The organism is Arthrobacter sp. ZGTC412 (genome assembly GCF_002929215.1).
In the GTDB taxonomy this organism is placed as follows: Bacteria; Actinomycetota; Actinomycetes; order Actinomycetales; family Micrococcaceae; genus Arthrobacter.
Genome location: NZ_PJII01000008.1, coordinates 112,264 through 131,576 on the forward strand (window position 1 = coordinate 112,264; position 19,313 = coordinate 131,576).

The 19,313-nt window shown below is 59.5% G+C and carries 12 protein-coding genes; 8 read left to right on the forward strand and 4 right to left on the reverse strand.

All coding sequences use genetic code 11. The annotated features are described in order from the left end of the window. The first annotated feature begins 200 nt into the window (after positions 1-200). The 4 genes from CXQ88_RS11650 (at position 201) to CXQ88_RS11670 (ending at position 9,244) form a co-directional block, all read left to right on the forward strand. Positions 201-632: a competence protein CoiA family protein gene (locus CXQ88_RS11650; RefSeq protein WP_146069192.1), complete on the forward strand. Its 432-nt coding sequence runs from the start codon at positions 201-203 to the stop codon at positions 630-632. A gap of 1,071 nt (positions 633-1,703) precedes the next feature. Then, positions 1,704-2,042, forward strand: coding sequence for a hypothetical protein (locus tag CXQ88_RS11660; RefSeq protein WP_146069193.1), 339 nt, complete (start codon positions 1,704-1,706; stop codon positions 2,040-2,042). Positions 2,043-2,409: 367 nt separating this feature from the next. Then, positions 2,410-8,625 (forward strand): hypothetical protein, encoded by a 6,216-nt coding sequence (locus tag CXQ88_RS11665; RefSeq protein WP_146069194.1) that lies wholly within the window; start codon positions 2,410-2,412, stop codon positions 8,623-8,625. A 46-nt stretch (positions 8,626-8,671) separates the two neighbouring features. Next, positions 8,672-9,244 (forward strand): hypothetical protein, encoded by a 573-nt coding sequence (locus CXQ88_RS11670; RefSeq protein ID WP_219816317.1) that lies wholly within the window; start codon positions 8,672-8,674, stop codon positions 9,242-9,244. Between the two features lie 351 nt (positions 9,245-9,595). On the opposite strand, the gene CXQ88_RS11675 is transcribed toward CXQ88_RS11670, so the two are convergent. Continuing rightward, complete coding sequence (locus tag CXQ88_RS11675) at positions 9,596-10,063, reverse strand: hypothetical protein (RefSeq protein ID WP_104044331.1); 468 nt, start codon at positions 10,061-10,063, stop codon at positions 9,596-9,598. Between the two features lie 23 nt (positions 10,064-10,086). Between CXQ88_RS11675 and CXQ88_RS22670 the strand changes: the two genes are divergently transcribed. Both CXQ88_RS22670 and CXQ88_RS11685 read left to right on the forward strand, forming a co-directional pair. Continuing rightward, complete coding sequence (locus CXQ88_RS22670; protein ID WP_181037484.1) at positions 10,087-11,184, forward strand: serine/threonine protein kinase; 1,098 nt, start codon at positions 10,087-10,089, stop codon at positions 11,182-11,184. Between the two features lie 1,428 nt (positions 11,185-12,612). Further along, positions 12,613-14,280: a hypothetical protein gene (locus CXQ88_RS11685; RefSeq protein ID WP_146069195.1), complete on the forward strand. Its 1,668-nt coding sequence runs from the start codon at positions 12,613-12,615 to the stop codon at positions 14,278-14,280. A gap of 1,226 nt (positions 14,281-15,506) precedes the next feature. Here the strand turns inward: CXQ88_RS11685 and CXQ88_RS11690 are convergent. Next, positions 15,507-15,797, reverse strand: a complete 291-nt coding sequence (locus tag CXQ88_RS11690) for a hypothetical protein (RefSeq protein ID WP_104044334.1) — start codon at positions 15,795-15,797, stop codon at positions 15,507-15,509. Between CXQ88_RS11690 and CXQ88_RS21785 the strand changes: the two genes are divergently transcribed. Then, positions 15,796-15,966 (forward strand): hypothetical protein, encoded by a 171-nt coding sequence (locus CXQ88_RS21785; protein ID WP_181037485.1) that lies wholly within the window; start codon positions 15,796-15,798, stop codon positions 15,964-15,966. The two genes, CXQ88_RS11690 and CXQ88_RS21785, sit on opposite strands and share 2 nt — an antisense overlap. A gap of 13 nt (positions 15,967-15,979) precedes the next feature. Here CXQ88_RS21785 and CXQ88_RS11695 read toward each other — a convergent pair whose 3' ends face one another. After that, the gene (locus CXQ88_RS11695) at positions 15,980-17,032 is read right to left on the reverse strand and encodes an MBL fold metallo-hydrolase (protein WP_104044335.1); all 1,053 of its coding nucleotides are present in this window, start codon (positions 17,030-17,032) and stop codon (positions 15,980-15,982) included. Continuing rightward, positions 17,032-18,399 (reverse strand): MFS transporter, encoded by a 1,368-nt coding sequence (locus CXQ88_RS11700; RefSeq protein ID WP_104044336.1) that lies wholly within the window; start codon positions 18,397-18,399, stop codon positions 17,032-17,034. Before CXQ88_RS11700 ends, CXQ88_RS11695 begins: the two co-directional genes overlap by 1 nt. A gap of 164 nt (positions 18,400-18,563) precedes the next feature. Between CXQ88_RS11700 and CXQ88_RS11705 the strand changes: the two genes are divergently transcribed. Further along, a complete protein-coding gene (locus tag CXQ88_RS11705) occupies positions 18,564-19,262 on the forward strand; it encodes an IclR family transcriptional regulator (RefSeq protein WP_258061830.1) in 699 nt (232 codons plus the stop codon). Positions 19,263-19,313: the final 51 nt, after the last annotated feature.

Genomic DNA, 19,313 nt, shown 5'->3' on the forward strand with positions numbered 1-19,313 from the left:
CAACCGGCCCTGCCCTGCTTTGTCCAGCGGGCTCGACTTTTCAACAGTTCTTGATGGCGCCGTCGGCGAACGGCAGGTAGATTGACCGCCAGGCGAGAGTGGGCGTGGTGTTGGGGGGATCTTCGTTGCAGCTGGTGGCGTACGTCAATGGTGAGCGAGTCGATGCGACTGAGATGGCTCATCGGCCGTGGCGTGATCTGGTGAAACATCCGCGCTATGCGGAGCTGGTGCTGATTGAATGCGGGCTGCGGGCCAAACGGGTAACCTCCCACATGGGCCGCCAGTACTTCGCCCATTACCCGAGCCTTGAGTGCCCCGTCGTGCACAAGTCGGAGTCGCCCCAGCACCTGGCCATGAAGCAGGCGCTGAAGGACAGGATCAACGCGGTCCCGGGTTGGACCGCGGAGGTGGAGGCCGCTCATCCCGAGCGGGCCTGGACTGCCGATGTCTTGGCCACCAACACGGACGGCCGGCGGCTGACGTTCGAAGTCCAGCTCTCGCAGCAGACCGAGGAAGAGTTTGTGCGCCGGTCCCAGCGCTACGTGGACGATCATCGGCCCGGTGTGGGTTGTCCCCAAAGACTTCGATTGGTTCCGGGTGCAGCTGCCGATGATCGTAACGGGCTTCGGTAAGACCAGCGGCCTGTCTGGGGATCCTGCTGAACTGATGGAGCTGCTCGAACACCAGCCGCTCATCGGAAAGGTGGCCCGGTCCGGGGCGGCGGTGGACGCGGTCCTACACCCGAGGTTCAAATGGCCTTACGGGACGCCACGGCACCAGTGGGACACTATACAGCGACTGGAGGCTGAGCGCGCCGAAGCAGTGGAGGCCGCCAGGGTGAAGGCTGCTCAGGAAGCCAAAGCGAGACAGCTTGCGGGTCAGGAGGAGGTGCAACGTAAGGCGGAAAGGGACTCGCTGTTTGCGGTTCAAGCTGTGGTCCCCGATGTCGGGGCTGTACCCGCAGTTAAGGCGGGAATGAATGTGTGGGCGAGCATCGTCAAGTGTTCTGGCTCCGGCCACCCTTTCCTCATCTGGCGGCTGCTGGAGCCGCCGGCGAGGATTGATCTTCGCCCATACCGGCCGGGCCCCGAAAGCCTGGACCGTGTCCTTGTCCCGGTCGAGGCGTGGCTTCAAGCCGCTGGCGCCTCCCTGGTCCGAGGCAAGCTGGTTACAGTGAATCGACCCGGTAAGCCTTTGGGCTTTGCATGCCCGACGTGCAACGAACTGGTCCAGGGGCGGTGGGTGTCGTCCATACCAAAATGGAAGTGGTCGACAATTGCAGAACGTAGCCAGGCGGAGGTGGAGGTTCCAAGCCGCCGGAACCGGGCGGGCGCCCCGGGCCGCCAAAGGAGCAAACCTTCAGCCCTCAGACGGTGCATCGGCCGGAGCGCATTGAGGAAGGCCACCCGGAGTTCATTGGCCCCGCGGCCCTGGGCCCTCTGGATGTCTGCGGTCAGGGACGCGACCGAAATCGCCGCACGCCAGGCGGCCAAAGATGCCAGGGCGGCACGACTGCGAGAGATCAGCGAGAACCCACGCTACATCGGCAGCGCCAACGGCTTCAGGTTTCAGTGCAGTGACTGCGGCGGAACTTTCGAGGACGACAACGAGGGAATCCATGCGAACGCCCAGTGTCTGGCTCGTGGCGGCAGGAACCCGGCTGGCAGTAGGCGATGACCGGCGGTCGTGAAAGGGTTGCCCCCATGAAGCCGATCACCCTGCTCGACATCGACGGCGTAATCAACCCGGTGCTCCGGTCGCGGCCGGATACTGTCCGGCCTGACCTGTTGCTCTCCTGCGAGGAGAAACCACCGGTGCGGCCGCTGGCCGGGTGCGGCCGGATTGGACGGGTGTCGATCTGGCCGGCAGAGGCGACGGCCGACTTGGAGGACCAACTGCTTAGCAGCTACTCAACACGGCTGCGGTGTGCGGCGCATGGGCCCAGCGACATCGAGGACTTCATCCCCGAGGCATACCGGCGCACCGCCGAACGGAGCCCTGCTAAGGACTCCGTAAGGCCGCTTACTCCTAACATAAAGTGACTGCCGCGCCCCTCGGAATGGGGAGCGGCAGGCGCTCTGTTTGTTCAGAATTTTCCAGGAAAGGCGTGTTGACAACTTCAACAGACTCGGCGGCGGACTGGGCTGTATATCGACCGCACCGGCCTGGATTCCGTATGTTTTCTGGAGTTTCCAGGTCGAAGACGAAGAAGGCATGGGGTTTGTCATTTCGTGACGCAGCGTTGTGACCTTGCAGCCGAGTGGCGGTATCCGCTGACAAGGGGCCACTGACTAGATCTCGAAGGCTGGCAAGAGCAAGAATCGTTGCGGTCGACGTAACATGCCCGTACCAAAGAGGGTAAATTATCGCTTAGTCGGGTGCGGGGCCTGACGAGTGACAAGTGGGGCAATGACTAAGATTCCTATGCAGGACAAGAACAATGAGCCTGTCGAGCTTGAAGCTTCCGCGAACTACTCCGCACTGGTCGAGTACAGCCGCGCTGGTGAACGATTTCATCACGTCTGGGCGGCTGCTCAGTCTCTCAGGCTGCTGGACGCGAGGTCGCGGCTCCAAGCTCTCTGGATCGAAGGAGCCGGAGGCGGATCGGTTGCTGGCGATGAGATTATCGACGTGGCGGAGTATTACGGTCCGGGACCCGACGAATTCGACGAGGTCGTCGTCCGGCAGTTGAAGTATTCGACAACGCGGGCGGCCCGAAACCTGGGCCTGAGCGACTTGGGACCAACGCTTCGCAAGTTTGCGCAGATAGATTCTCGGGCTTCCGAGGCTTTCAGCGTTCCTGCGCGAGCGAAAGCCCGCTACGTCGTGGTAACGAATCGTCCGATCAGCCCTACTGTTACGAATGCATTTACGAAGATCATGGAAGGCCGGCATTTCGCTGAGAATTCCTATCCAGGGAAGTTGCTGCGTTGGCTACAGTTGAATCGCGATTCAGCAATCGGCTTGCTTGACCGAATCGAGTTTGCATCCAGCGAGTTAGGGCTTCGGGCGCTCAGGTCCCAACTTGATGACCTCACGGGGATGCTCACTGGAGAGACTGACGCCACGATTCCGTCCGTTCTCATAGAACAGGTCAGTAAACGTGCGAGCGGTGAAACGGCAACTCCTATTCGGCTTGAAACCGTGGCAGCCTCGTTCGGGGTAGCGGTTGAAGAGCTTGTCCCAGCCCCTTCCCTCTTGTCCACGGAATCGTCGCTAGTCGGACGGGAGCGCTACAAAGAGCTCGCCGAGGCAATACTCGCGGCCGAGCGTCCGGTAATTATGACAGCGGTGGGCGGGGCGGGTAAGAGTACCTTTGCCAGGCAACTTCCGGATTTGCTCGCAGACCGCGCTACGGTGATCGTCTACGATTGCTTCGGAAACGGTTCCTATCGTGCGTCCAACCATTCGAGACACAGGCACCGCGACGGGCTAGTCCAGATCGCCTCGGAACTCGCGGCCCGTGCGCTTTGCCCTCCACTAATCCCGCGTCCAGCCACCGCTCCGACTGAGTACCTCAAGGCGTTCCGTAAGCGGCTAGCCGAGGCTGCGTTGCGGAATGCCGAAGGCAGCCCCGGTGCTCGAATTGTTATCCTTGTCGACGCGGCTGATAACGCCGCGGCTGCAGCCCATTCCCGGCCTGGGGAACAGTCGTTTGTGCGTGACTTGCTGCGCCTAGAGCCGGTCGAAAATGTGAGCATAGTGCTCACGTGCCGGCCCTACCGTGTAAGCGACCTCGACCCACCCCCGGGAATCGTTCAACTTGAGCTGTCAGAATTCTCACTGCACGAAACTGCGGATATGCTCCATTCGCGATATCCAGAAGCGACGTCGCGGGAGGTAGAAGAATTCCATCGACGGACTTCGGCTAATCCTCGAATCCAGGCGTTGTCGCTTGAACGGTGCACTAGCCTTCGACAGTGCCTTGAGGCGCTTGCAGGGATAGCAGAGGAAGACGGTAATGCCGTCGAGCAATTACTGAATCAACAGCTCGATGCGGTTCTGGATACGGCCGGGAATGACCGGGACACGCTAGAATTCGCCGGACAGCTGCTGGCCACCCTCCGCCCCCGGATTCCGATCGAGGTGCTTGCGTCGCTGACTGAACGCGACAGCGGGCTGATCCGGAGTTTTGTATCTGACCTCGGTCGTGGGCTCCTCATCGACGAAGACTCTGTGCAATTTCTAGACGAGCCAACCGAGACGTTCTTTCGAACGCGATACGAGCTCAACGCGGAAAATGCTGAGCGAGTTGTGGCCACCCTTACAGAGCTATCGTCCACGAGCTCATACGCTGCTGGTTCACTGCCTCAGGTGCTTTGGGAAGCAGGTCGCTACGCCCAACTGGCGCAACTCGCCAAAGCCGATCTCGCGCTTCCGAACGCCAGCGAAGTCGAGCGTCGTCAAATCTCACAATTACGAACCGCCTTCGCGCTCCGTGCCGCTATCAAGCTTCGTCATCCCGCGGACATCGTAGGACTTGCGATGCGTGCCGGGGAAGCGGCAGCGAGCAGTGAGCGTCGCTACAGGCTCCTATGCAATGAACCTGACCTCACAGGGGACATTCTCGACAGCGCAACGATAGATGAAATACGGGCAGCCCGCATGTTTCCCGGTGACTGGCCGGGAGCTGTGCTTGGAGCTGAGTCGGTTATGTTGGCAATGAAGACCGATCGACAAGGTGAGGGTAGGAACCGACTACGGGCCGCCGTGGCCGCGTTGAACGCGTGGGTCCAAGCGCAAGCGGAATCGAGTGATTCGAATGTCGAGCCCAAAAACGTTGCAAACATCGCGCTGGCGGCCCTGTACCTTCATGGAGAACAATCAGCGGCGCGATTCTTGGAGGGCTGGCGTCCACCTCGCTGGATCTTAGAGCCAGCGGGGCTTCTAACCGCAACTCTCTTGGCTCGAGGCGAGCAGGATAGGGTGACGAAGCTCGGGCTAGCATCCCAATCGGCAGCCCTCAGCGTAGCTGTCGCGGCCGAATCTCAGCGTCTTGGCGTTCCAATGACACAAGAGCACTCGCAGCGCGCTTGGCAGACGCTGCGGGAAAAGCACATCGATATCGATTTCAGAGAGTACGAACTTCAGAACGCCACGGACATGATTTTCCGCGGTGTCTCTTGGATTTCGGCATGGGCAGTGCGCTACGCGGTAGCGGCACCGGAGGAAGCGATCTCGCTGCTTAGCGAATACCTTCCGAGTGAACCGCCAAACGATCTCGGCGACATTTACGGGCGCAAGCGTTCCGGTCTGCTGCATGCATACGCTCTCCGCGCCTGCTTTCGGAAGCAACCGCTCACACTTGCAGACCTGCAACCAACAGAGGACGCGGCCGAACCACGCCGAGGACGGCATGAATCCGAGGAACAGCAAGCACAACTCCAGCAGCTTCTTCCATGGCTTAACGAATGGGGGAACTGGACCCTAGGCAGGGTCGCTGCTCGTGCGATTGGTACGCTGTTGGGCACCTATCCGAGCAAGCGCTCAGGCTACCGGGACCCTGTTCTCCTTCGTCGGATAGCCGGGCCCATCGCCGCCCAATTAGCGCACAACACCTGCGAAAAAGCTGTTACAGATCAATTCCGCGAGATCCTGCGAAACGCCAACGATCATTCTGGGCTATACGTTGCGGCCGAAATGATTGCTTGCTTACATGGGGACGACCGCTTCGTTGATGCTGCTTATGCGTGCGCCAACGCGGCGGCCAGTGCGTCCGAACGAGAACATCAGTCTGCAGACCAAATGGCAGATGACATGGTTCGCATAGCTCGATCAATTTTCGCCTATGACCCACTTGAAGCGCGGCTTTACTTCGAACGTGCGGTTACGGTCGTATCTCGTGTCGGTGACGACGGATGGCAACGCTGGGGGGCGATTACCAAAATTGGACGCACAGCCGCCAATGATGACGAGCGCGAGGCCTTCGCGTTGGCTGCACACCTCGCGCACCTAGCGGAAAGGATGGAGCCCTACCTGGACGACGGCTTCGACGAGGGGGAACTGATCCGGACGATCCGACACATCGTCGGCCCTAGAACGCTGGGGTTGCTTAGCCAGTGGCGCGATCGGCGGTTTGGGAAATTGGAGTGGCTTCTCCACACACTTTCCGAGGAACAATCAGGTTTGTTTGAGCCCGTGCCTCATGTGTCCATAGCTTTGGCTTCCTTTAGCGAACGTATATCCATTGGTCCGCGACTGACCCTGCTTCAGGACCGCGGCGAACTCACAGACCGCCGATTCGAAGCTGCTCGCGATTTAGCGCGGGCACGTGGCTCGGAGCTCTACGCGGAGGACACTGGCGAAAGCGTTGCCGCCCGCTTCGAACTGGACTCCAAGGAGACTTCCGAGGATTACAGCGACAACAGGGTGTCCAGTTTCTCTAATGACAATGGCGCCTACCTGGCATCACAGGCAAGCAAACTCGCAAGGCTGCGAGAACGTCTGCACGAGGTCAACCTCTCTACAAATGAAGGTATGTTGCAGGCTGCAGAAGCGATCGCGGATGCCACCCACCGGAGCGAGATTCTTCCTCTCATCGACGCTATGACGGAGCGGCCCGTCAGCCATTGGGCGGCAGTAACCCATGCCTTTAGCGAATGTGAAGAGTTCACGGCATGGCAAAGAGCGTCCTTCCTTCAACATGCCTTAAAGATGTCGTCGAACAGCCATGCATTTCGTGGAGCCCTCCGTGCACTCGCCAAAGACTTCCTCGCTGAGAATGGCACATCAATCATGTCGGGGTATCGATATGGAATCGATCTGGAAGAGTTCGCTACGCTTCTAGGCATAAACCCGAGTGACGTCGCCATGCTTGCTCTCGAGGCAACGGACGCGACGATCGTGGTCTCGTCTGCGGAGTCCTGCTACCGCCTTGCAAGTGCAGTTGCCTCTCTCCTAACGCCACAGGAGGCAGTCTCCTCACTCAAGACGGCGCTCACTGACCTGGAACAGGCCCTGGAGATTGAACCGTGGTCAACGGAGGGTCTTGAAATCCCTACTTCCTCGGATATCCACGCCGCTACCGCAGCCTTTCTCTGGTCCGCGCTGGCAGATCCCCGGGCTAGCATTCGATGGAGGGCTACACATGCTGTCCGATTCCTCTTCGAGTACGGCGATCAAACTTTGATCGATGCCCTTTGCGCGTTCTCCCATAGCGACGCGCCCAGAGGCTACGCCGACCAGCGGTTCCCCTTTTATCGGATGCACGCCGTGGAAGCGCTGCTGGTTGCAGCCGAGCGTGCCTCCGTCACACATCCCGGGAACGTCGTTTCGGTACTGCCAACAATCAAGAGGCTGCAGGCAGAATACCCGGACAACTTGCGCATGCAGCGCTGCTGCGCCCAAATCGGCATTCGGACTGGCGATCACGAATTAGTCGACCAAGCTACCTTCACTCCGAAGCCAATTGAAGTAATGTCCCGCTATGAACGTGCTGGTGCGCCTAAACCTTTCACCACAAGTCGCGGGACCTCGGAGTTCGACTTCCACTTCGATATAGATGAGTACTGGCTCGGTCCTTTGAGCGATTCTTTCCAAGTTGAACACTCGGATGTGGTCAAAGCCGCTAGCGACGTGATCCTTGAAGAGTGGGAGTGGCGCGACTCGCCGTTATTGACGATCGACCCCCGACGAGCCGCAGAAGCCTATCTGGAGGGGGAAACATACTTCTACAAATACGACTTCCCTGAGGCGGAGAATCTTGACTTCTATCTCTCATACCATGCGATGCTCACCGTCGCTGGTCGATTGCTTAGGAGTAAAACGCCTTACCAGGAGCCAGACGATAACCACACAGAATTCGACCGCTGGTTCTCAACCTTCGACCTAATCCGCGAGGACCGTCTGTGGCTGTCCGACGCGCGACGTGCCGTGCCCCAAGACCTAGGCCACGCATCGCGCAGTGGTCACGACGGGTGGCTGTGGGAAGTTACCACCAGCGACTTCGTCCGGGCATTTCTCGGGCCGGATGGGTGGATCACGGTGAGACAGTCCGCTCACCAAACTGACTATAGAACCTCAGACAATATTTTTGTGACAAGCGCCCTCGTTAGCCGTCAGACGGGACCGGCGCTCGTCCGTGCCCTGCAAACTTCACCGTCGTTCAACAATTTCCGTATCCCGCTCGCTGGTGATGACGATTTTACATTCGACTCCGGAACATTTCGGCTTCGAGGGTGGCTTGACGATCCTGACTCGGAAAGTGGCAGTGATAGACGAGACCCATTCGCCCTCGATGTGCGGTATCCAACACCGCGACCTTCCAACTGGGTGCAAAAGCTCCTCAATCTGAGCTCGACGACCAACGGACTGGACTGGCTCCAGATTGGAAAGCCGGAAGCAGTTGCCGTCTCTGCGGCGTGGTCTCAAAAAGACCGCAGCCGTGAGAGGCGGGGGCCAGACGGTGCCCGACTTCGAGTCACGCCAACACTCCTCGAAGATCTTGCAGCCGCAACAGACAGTGCGGTGATCCTTGCAGTCCGTTTTGATAGGAACGACGAATCCACCCGGCGCTACTCAGGCTCCGATGACTCTTTGGGGTATCTCGATGACTACGTCAAATTCTTCCTCTTCACGCCCAACGAGGGATGGCGCGACTACCGCGGCGATCCTATCGCTAGGTAAGCAACTCGCCGCCACTCTAGACGAGCACGATTTCCTGTCACGGTGGATGGCGCACTACCTCGCAGAACGAATGGCCACACTCGAGTCCCTTCGGGGCCGGAAGCGGTCAGAAGCCGAGGATGAGGTTGCTGACCATATCCTCCGGCTCTGGGAACATCGACACGGAGCTGCACTTCGTGAGAATCCAACCGCCCTATCCGACAGTGTCGGGCGGGCAATCGCTCGGCTGGACCCGAAGGGGCTTCAGCCCTGGGGCTTCTATAAAACCTTCGAGGAAGAGGCCGGGCCGAGCGCAATAGACATAGAGGTCAACACTTTTCTCCGGGCCGCTCTCGGCCTTGACCGACTAATGGCGGACCTTTTGCGCTCGCTCGTTAACTGCGCGGCGATGATGTCGGCTGAGAAGGACAAGGAATGGGTACTTCACGCTCAAGCGGCCGGCGCAGATCAATTCGAATACCTATGGCTGGTGCAAAACGATAAACAGGTTGAGGACTCTGATCAGAGTCAGGTTGCCGTTGCGAAGGCAAAAATTGTTGAACGGTCTAAGTTGGTAATCGAGCTTCTGGAGGCCCTGGTCCGCGAGACATCCGAACCGGCGCGGCCAGAAGCACAGTGAAGGCGCCGGCGACGTCTGGTGGGAAGCGAACGAGCGGCCGGAAAGACCGGAAACAGCGGATTCGGGGCGTGGACGAGATCCTGTCCTCTGGAATGGTACGTAACAGTCTCCTGAAAACGGGAGCTCGAGTCCCGATTCCGCAAAACCCCTCTATGCCCCTGGTAGCTGCAGGCTCTAGTGCCATCCGGCTCTACTCCTGGTTAAGATGTTCCCACTACTTGCTGCGGCCATCAGCAGGCGGATTCGAGTAGAAAGCGCCCTACCTTGGCGAACTGACGACAAATGGCGGTCAGGCCCCTGCTCCTTCCATCGGCGGGCACAGGCTGATCGCCAACTGTTGGTGGACTCTGCTTATTCGTGGTCCGCTCGGGCTGCCAGTGCAGCGCCTATGGCGTCCGCCCAGTACATTTGCCTGCCAAGTACTCGGCATTCCGTACGTGCCCGGCCAGCCAGCTCGTCTTTGGAGAAGCCCAAACGCGCTGCGGTTTCTCGACCTGTGACCAGCAGCGTGTCTCGGACTTCGGATCGGGCTGCCGCTACGACCGCCCCTTCCACCAGCAACCGGGTGACAGCACCCTGCTTCAGCCCGGCGGCTTTTGCTGGCGGATCAGCTCGACGAACCAACACCCTGGATACGTCATGACTCTTGAGTCTTGATGCGACCGCCTTGTACAGATCCGAGAGGGTCGTTGGGGTATCGTCCGCACCGAACGTCAGCTCGAAAAGGTCAGAGATTACATCGCCTTCCTCCTTCCCCTCGGCTACGACTAGACGAATTGTCGTCTTCGTCGTATCGACGACTACACCCATAACCTTCATAAAGTCTCCTGTACTGTTCATGTGTGGATCAATCGGCTACTCCTCTAACGGTAACGGAATTTGAAGGCGAGCTATTCGCGGGGAGATATCAGGTCAAAGGCATTCTGGGTTCCGGGCAGGCCGGAAACGTTTATTGGTGTGAAGACACTGTAGAGACTGGCCGTGTGGCACTAAAGCGTCTGGGAACCAACAATGCAGGTCCTTGGGCGGAAGCTCAGTTTCTTCGGCAGTTGCAGGACGACCACATAATGCCGATACGGCATGCGTTCGCCGATTCAGGCGCCAGGTATCTGGTTACGGGAGTTGCAGAACACGGTACGGTCAATGACCGCATTGTTGCCTCCGGACCAATAGGCCTCAGTCCAAGAGATGTAATTCGCTGGACTCGCCAAACTTGCCTCGCTGCCGCACGCGCGCATGACCGAGGGCTCATTCACAACGACGTCAAGCCAGCCAACCAATTCCTCACCAGTGACGGTGCGTGTCAATTGGGAGATTTCGGCAGCGCAACGCTTCTAGCACCTGGGGCTTCGAGCACAACGACCAACGGCTTCACATATGAGACGGTCGCACCGGAAGTACTCCTTGGAACTCTCACCGCATCACCCTTGACCACCGTAAGGAGCGATGTCTATTCGATAGGAGCAAGCGCATATTGGGCGCTGTCCGGCACTCCTGCACAGCGGATGCTACCGTCGGAGGACGACCATGACTTTATGGTCCGACTAATAGAAGGCAGTCCCCGAGTTGCCCTCGTGGCGCCTCATGTTTCCAATCAACTAGTGCGGTGCTTAGCAAAAGCGATGTCCCCCGACCCCTTAGACCGCTTTCATGATGCGAGAGAGTTTATGACCGCATTGGGACAAGTTCCGGTGGGTACGCGCACGTGGGAGCGCGTAGCGGCCCACCCGGGACATGAGGCGTGTTGGAAAGGAACACCGCTGAAGGCCGGCAAACCCATTATTGAAACTTGTCTTCGGGGCGGGGATTCCCCCGATGCGCGCATAATTCAGAGCAGTTACAAGGGTTCCGGGCGACGTGTTCCTAACGGATTTGCAAAGGCTACCTCCGCGAACGCATTCAGTGTTGTCAGGAGCGTAATCCGGAGCCTGAAAACATAATCTTTGGTACCTACTCGAAGCGGGCCACAACCTGCCCTCGGCTTCCCGATGGTATCGAGCTTCAAACTACGGCTTGGCAAACCTCACAAAGTGCATGTCTTCCATTGTGATCCTGAAACGAGCGACGTGATTTGCTGGAGCAAGGAGGCGTCTGATGCTCTTCGGCGCAACGGTGGCTATCGTCCCTTCTCTCGAAGCGAATGGTCATCTCGCCGCGCACCCCCCAATCTGAGGAGCCGTGTCGCGCAGTACCTACCCACGTTTCTGTGTCAAGGTGGCAGGACCGGGAGGGGGAGCGTCCGCTTGACAGACGGGGCAGGTCCGCTACTCTCAATCGGCTCAGCCGGCAGAGCGATGCACTCGTTCCGAGGATGTGCCGACTTGGCACGGCACCACTGAACAGACAAGAAGCCCAGGCTGCCACTCTGGATGTCGGTGCCTCACCGGTAGTTGCTGTCATATGGGTGGTCGGCAGCACGTCCCATCGACGCACCAGAAGCGGACGTTGACCTCTGGACGTCCTTTGCGCAGTACATCGCGACCGTCTTACAGATGTAGCGACGGATTCGGGCAATGCCTGCGTTGACGCGGTCCGGCTCCCGCCCCGACAAGATTTCGAAGGGGCAGCCGCTGGCATGCCCGATGTGCGGCACACCCTTCCTCGGGAACGCGGCCGCAAGGCAATCTGCTGTTCTAAGGAAAGCAATGGGCACGCTACCTATCAACGAATCTGAAAACGCCCCTTCTTCGATGGGCAGCTATCGTATCGAAAACCCCCGTACTTCCTGCGGAAGGGCGCTGGAACCTAACGCTCACTCGTAGCGCTGGACCCGAGCGGCTAGCCGAGGGCGCTGCGCCTTTGTCGGTGACGGTCGAAAAGTGAGCCATTGTGACGGTGGCGGAATGGCTCACTTTTCGACCATCATTGACGCGCCTGAGAGCTGTGGCGAGGCATCGCGACCTCGATCGAGAGTGTTCTCGTTTTGCACACGTTGCTGAAACCGGGGATGGGTAGTTTTTGTGGCGCAAAGTACAGGGCGAGGAAGGGTGGCGCCGAGAGACATATGCGTTCAATGAACGCGTCGGTGCGCTTGCAAGAGCAGTACGGATATGAATCGGCTTACTGCGGCGAGCCCACCAAAGCGAACGGTCCAAAAGGAACACGTTATTCCGCTGTGTGTGGCCGCCAGGCACTCGGTAGGCAATATTTTCCGGCTTGTGCGGGGATGCAACGCATCCAAGGTGGACCCAATCATTGGAATGGAGGATGAGCTTGCTTCGATTCGAGCGAGCCTGAGCAGTAAAGGCCGAGCTGCTGGCCCCTGTCTCGCGAACTCGGGGAGACGGCATAAGCTTGCCCTACAAAACCCCCAAGGAAGGGAAACCCTACGGATGACGGGTGTGCAATCGGCCGCTAGCCTAGTTAGCTTGGCTTCTAGCCGCGCCAGTGAAGCTGAAGACTATGTCTTTTTGCCTTCCGGTGTTGCTGAGGAAACGTTGCGTGCATTTGGCGATGGGCAGGCGGTCGATAGCCGAGATACGGCTGCTGCTGTCCTGGATGATTCGAAGAAGAAATCCCGCCGCAGGATGGATTACTGGCTCAAGGCGCTGAGTCCTGAAGTGATTCTTGATAACGGCCTGCTCTGGTCAGTATTAGGAGAGTCGGCTGAAGGCCTGTATGTCGTCAGAAAGGCCGGCTTCAATAAATTGCAGTGGATGATCGCGGCGGCCGCAGGCGGGACCGATTGCGCCTCCAGTGCCCTCGGGGGCTTCGTTGCGGCGTCTGCCGAGTGGATCGCAGCGGATATTCTGGCCAACAGGTTCCGGCAAGCCCAGTTCAAGGCCAGTCGAGGCGTTGATACGAATCCGTGGTTTGAATCCGCCCGACGTTACATGCACGTCGCAGTTCACTTAGGGTGGGCGTCGGAGCTCATCTGCATGTCCGTGGCCCACGAAGTCGCGGACCAAAGCGACAAGTATGCAGAGTTGAGTATCGTCACCCCCAATGCGGTGAGCGAGATTTTCAAGTGGGTGGAAGCAAAAGGACTAAGCCGCGACGCCGATGTCTCGGACGGGCCTGCCGTTGGAGTACCTGAGCTTTCGGGGGATGCTCTTGCACTTCTGGACGCACTTTCTTTATCACCAGGTCTTCTTAGAGGAAGTCCTTCGGACGCTCTGATGCCCGACCTCCGCAACGAGGAATACCCGTTCGTTCGATTTACTAGTGGGGTTATGCCCATATCGGACCGGGAAGCGAGTTGTCGTCTGGAACTCGCCCTGTTCAGTCTTGCTCGCCGTTTGTTGAAGGATGACAAGGATCGGTCTGACCTGTTCGAGGCCACAGTACGGCGCTCACTGCAACTAACCGTCCCTAGCGACATGGTGGTGGGCGACGGGGAGGCAGCCTGCCCCATTCCCGATAGCAAGAATCCAGGCGAGACTGACTTTGTCCTACGAGGGGTGGCTTCAACGTACATCGGCGAGTGTAAATCAATGGTGGCCTCGCCAAAGGCCACGAGCGTCATCAACAGCTTTCAAACCGATGTCGGCAAAGCGACGGACCAGGTTAAGGTGCGGATGGAGGCCTTGGCGGCTGGAGCGATGATCACCGTAGACGGCCAGCCCTGGGAATCGCCGCGAGGATCCATCTATGGCTTAGCAGTGCCACTCCACGATTACGGGGGCGCGGTCTGGCATCATGACTGCCTTCCGTTGGTCGGTGGGCTTACGCCAGAACTCGGCGTCATTCCACTGCACCAGTTGGTCATAGTGATGAGAGCGATGAGATCGGAGAAGGACCTGGCGGCCTATCTAAGATTCCGATCCGCCTTGATTGGGATGGGTTATGAGTCGTTTGACGAGCTTGACCTGCTAGTACCTTTCCTGTTCCCAGCCGAGCACGAGGCCCAGCAGCCATGGCAGGGCAAGGGGCCCGACTTCGTACCGCCGTCGCTGCACCTCGGAATTGAACACCGGGCGAGGCTTAGCGACCCTGCACCGAAGTCAGCCGACGCGTGGCGACGCAGGCTCAAAGATATCGTGCGCATTAAGACTGGGGACGACCGCCTTCCGCCGTTCCCCGCGCAGGCGTCCTAGCCGCTCGGTTACTCCCATGGAGGTATTTTCGTCGGGTAGGTGCGTTTATGGCGAAGGGGGCGGTGTCGATTCATGCCTCCGTCAGTTCTCGAAGCTTTTGGCAGCGAGCTCATGCGTAGGGCCTGGATCGTAAGTGGAGCGCTCCTCCGACGCTCTCGGCCCGATGCCACCATTTGGGCAGGACTTGATTGAGAAAGAAGGCGTTGACACTGTCAACATCTTTGGGTTCGGACTGCGTCGTTGATGGCTCCGACCTCGCCGGTTCGCTGATGTTCTATTGAGTTCCCAGTGTTTGCAAGGGCTGGAATGTAGTTCGAGTCCCACCTCGGGCACAGCATATCCCCTCGTCAGAGGGGTTTTTGCTTTAACGTGTGTACAAAGCTAGTGGTGGCGTCCCTCTGACGCTAGGTTCGCGGGCTGTGGCCTGCTTGCCGCGGTGGCCTATGCAGGTGTGTGGGGTGGCGGGTTCAAGTCCCTGGCTGGTGGGCCTTCCGCCTGCTGTGGTGGGGTTATGCGGTTCCTCGTTCCGGTTCTGTCGGGTTGGCCGTGGGTAGCCAACACTTATTCATGGTCCGGGGCTGCGGGCACAACATGACTTTGCTGATTTTGGTGGCGGAGCCTTCTTGGAAAGCTTCCTCCCTGACGGCACGGGAGCTGGGGTGCTCTGTTTGTCCTGCCAAAGGGGGTGTGGACAGTGTCCACACTTATGTCTGCTTTATAGGCGGTGCCCGGGCGACCGAGCAGCGCCGAGGTCAAATTCCGGGTTGCCAGCGGAGCGTAGGGCACTGATTTGCGCAGGGGAGCGGGCCCAGTGACTATGGAGCTCAGAATGACAAACAGCGAAGCTGGCTCTAGTAGTTCAAAGCGTAGGGAGAGTACTCGACTTCCGACACACCCTGAGTGCTTGGGTCGACGGCGGTAGCTGGCGCGGCCAGCCCCGGTTACCCGGTGGATTCGCGCTGCAGTTTGCCGTTGGTCGGCTCGGATACGCCCCGGACCGGTCTGTACCAACGAGTGAGCTGATGAACGTTAAAGTGGCGCTGAGGCTTGAGCCAATTCAGAAGTGTCAGGTTCCGATCTTGACTTGTCCCCGCCATTGTTAGTAAAGGTGAATCGAACCTCAGTCTGACTACCCCTGAGCACCTTCCTGACGTCAGGTTGGGGTGTGCCCTATTACGACGGGAGCTGCCTCAGTCCCAGCACGCTATCGACTTCACCGAGCCGTGTCAGAGTCCTCTTCTTAGAGAGTTGCCGAAAATCTGCGCCGTCGTCATGCGGTAGTTGAGGTCGCCGCTGAGCTCCTGCGGTGCAACCCAAACTTGATGACCTTGGGCTGATTCAAACATCTGACGAGAATGTGCGGCGTCTGCCGCGAGCCAGAGGGCGGAGGAATCCGGCATTGCGTCTTCCACAAACCCTGTTCTGATGGCCTTGCCGTAGTGGCGGATTTCCACAAGAACATTGATCAGAGGGCTCCATTCGACGTGCTCGCGCGGCGTAGCGTGGTTCAAAGTCATGATTTCCCTTCTTGGCATGATGGAGTGGCAGCGGCCCGGCCGGGTTGCTGCCACTCAGGAGCTGAGGTCGGCCTGGGATGACGACGATGCCGTCCTGGTCGTCTATCACGACGTCGCCCGTGGTCATGACCCGCCGGTGGTTCCTGTGGGGGCCGCGGGCGCGTCCTGAATTGGTCCTGCTGCTATCGGGGTACTAGAGAACTTCGGGCGAAGGATATTTCGTCAAGGTCGTCTGGTACGAGATATGTTCCGTCGAAGTCTTTGGCTCCGCGCAGCCAGGTTTCCTTGGGACTGGTTCCTGGAACTAGATGGTGAAGGGCCAATGCCCTGGCGCCGGCGTCGGTGGCAATTCGGACGCAGTCTGCAACTGAGGTGTGTGCGTTGTTGTGGTGGTCGATTGCGGCCTGAACGGAGTCCGCAGGGACGCCGGGCCGGTCGCGGTAGATCCAGTCCGCGTCGATCGCTTCGTGCATTAGCAGGTCAGTGCCGGTGGCCAGACGTACCAGGTTGCGGCAAGGTCCGGTGTCACCGGAGATGGTCACGGACCCTTCGGCTGTATCGAACCGGAAGGCAAATGCCGGCGCTATGGGTGCGTGGCGTACGAGCGTGGCCGATACGGTCACGACCTCGTCAGCATAGATCTCGAAGGGTTCCATGTCCGGTGTGGGGTTGGCATTGGGGTGGTATCCGATTCCGTCGGGAACCCTGATATCTTCGACGTCGAAGAACTCGTAGGGGGAGGGCCGGAGGGTGTCGAAGATCCTGTCGTTCAGGTCCGTGGCGTAGCCCTGCAGGATGGATTCAAAGAGGGACGCCGTGCCTGGCGTTGGCCTGGCCGGGAAAATCGGTTGGGGTGCTTGGTGTGCCCGTTTAGACACCGGCGGCAGTAAGCCCCTGTCTCCGGGTCCCACGACCTTGATTCGGTCGCCCTTGGACAGGTCGTACAAACCAAATAGCGCCAGCGAGCCCAGATCGATCGTGTGATCCGAATGCAGGTGGGTCAGGAAAATGCCCTTGATGGTTGCGATGCTGATCCCTGCGAGCATCAGTTGGCGTCCCACGCCGTGCCCGCAGTCAACCAGGTAGGCGCGGTCCCCGACCAGCACGGCGGTGGCTATCCCGGAGCGGCGTCCTGCGTCTTCACCTGTCCACCACATGGGCCCTCCGGCGGTTCCCAGGGTCACGACCCGCGGGTTCAGGTCACTGCGCACAGCTTCATGCTGGATCCGGGCCATCAGTTTCCTACCGCTGCTGCTGCCGGCTGTGATTCATCAGCCGCAGATGAAGCGAGGTTTGCCCGGTAGGACTCTTTGGTCAGGTAGATGGCTGCTGCACTGATGATGCAGACGACGGCGACCATAACTGAGATGAAGACGGGGTTTCCGCCGCCCATTGCCATCAGGCTTGCAGCGCTCAACGGTGCCAGGCCTGCTCCTAGGGTGGCGGCAAGCTGGTATCCCAGCGACGCGCCCGTGTAGCGTGCTCCGGTTCCGAACATCTCGCTGATGAACGCGGCCATGGGCCCATACATCGACGCTTGGATGAGGGGGTTGCCGATCAGGAACGCGATCAGGACCAGGGCGACGTTGCCGGATGCGAGCATTTGGAAGATCGGGAAGGCGAGTACTGCGCCGGCGATGGCACCTGTGACCATGACGGGCCGGCGGCCGACGCGGTCAGACAGGATGGCGAAGAGCGGGATGGTGAAGATGTGCAGGAACGTTGCGACCGCGTGCATCAACAGCACGGTGGTCTGCGCTACCCCGGTCTGGACGGCCAGCGTAATGGCGAAGGTTGCCAGCAGTCCCTGGAAAACAAAGGCTGCCGAGCCGCCCAATGCTGCGAGTACCACGTTCTTGGGGTAGCGGCGGAGGACCAGCAGCAACGGGGATTTGGTTTTCTGCGGTTCCAGTTTCTTTGCCTGTTGTGCGGCGGCAAAGAGGGGGCTTTCAGTGACCTTCAAGCGCACGAACATTCCGACGAGGAGCAACACTGCACTGAACAGGAAGGGCACACGCCAGCCCCAGGTCAGGAAGTCCTCCTTGGGCAGGGTGGAGAAGCCCGTCATGATCAGCGTGGCGAGCAGGGCACCGGATGGGCCGCCCATGTGCGTGACACTGGCGGCGAAACCGCGGCGTTCTGTCTTGGAATGTTCCAGTGACATCAGTGCGGCCCCGCCCCATTCGCCGCCGACAGCCAGACCCTGCACGAGCCGTAGGAAGATCAGCAGCAGGGGAGCAACGACGCCGATCTGGTCGTAGGTGGGCAGCAGCCCGATCAGGGTGCTCGCCACGCCCATCAGCGACATTGTGATGATCAGCATCGATTTCCGGCCCATCTTGTCACCAAAGTGGCCGAAGATGATGCCGCCGAGGGGACGGGACAGGTAGCCGATGGCCAAGGTGCCGAAGGATGCGATGGTGGCAACCACGGGAGTCATGTTGGCGAAGAAGATCTGTCCGAAAACCAGGCTGGCGGCGATGCCATACAAGAGGAAGTCGTAGAACTCCACGACACTGCCGAGGTAGCTGGAGAAAAGAACCCGCCGCATTTGCTTTCGGTAGGCCGCCTCAGAGGGGACGGCCGTGGGAGCGCTGGTCATAGGAGCCTGCCTTTGGCTGATGAAAAGAAGATTGGAATTTGGTGTAAATAACGCTCGTCAGTGAGCGATAATGTACTAACTATAGTGATGGGGCTCACCCTCGCTGTCAATACGGAAGTTCTTGCACGCGCCGGACTTTCCGGCGAATCATTAGGATGGTCATCGTGACTGACGAACCTGCAGCGCCCGCCTCACGCACGGCCGGCTCCCAGACCCTTGCCCGGGGACTTTCCGTGCTGAAGATGATCGCGGCCTCGCAGCAGGGGATGGTGATCCAGGACGTCGCCGACCAGTTGGGGGTTCACCGGACCATCGCCTACCGGATCCTGAACACCCTCAGTGACAGCGCCCTGATTCATCGCGGTGACGACAACAGGTACCGCGGCGCCTCCGGCCTCCTCACTCTGGCCGGCGCCGCCCACTCGGCAATGCGTGCAGCTGCACTGCCGGTGTTGACCGAGTTGGCGGATCAGCTTCAACAGACGGTCTCGCTGCTGGTGCGGGAGGGGTCGGACGCCGTGGCGTTGGCCGTCGTCGAGCCCCGGAACCTCACCTACCGGATTTCGTTCAGCGAAGGAAGCCGCCATCCGCTCAACCGCGGAGCGGCAGGCCACGCCATCAGTTCCTGCTCCGCTCCCACCGAACACGATTCAGAGCCGGTGCGCGAGGCTAGAGCGAAAGGCTACTCCCTGACGTATGGCGAGGTGGAGCCGAATATGTTCGGCCTCGCCGCCCCCATCCAAGGGGAAGCCTGGGGGAGCGCTGCCTGCGTCAACCTCATCACCACCCGCCAAGAGCTGGCCGAGAGCGCTATTCCGGCAATCATTGAAGCCGCCGCACGCATAGCCAGCCGCTTGGCCTAGGCTCTCCTCCACGGTCCCGAACCTAGCCCCGGCAATCACCGCAATTCCCTC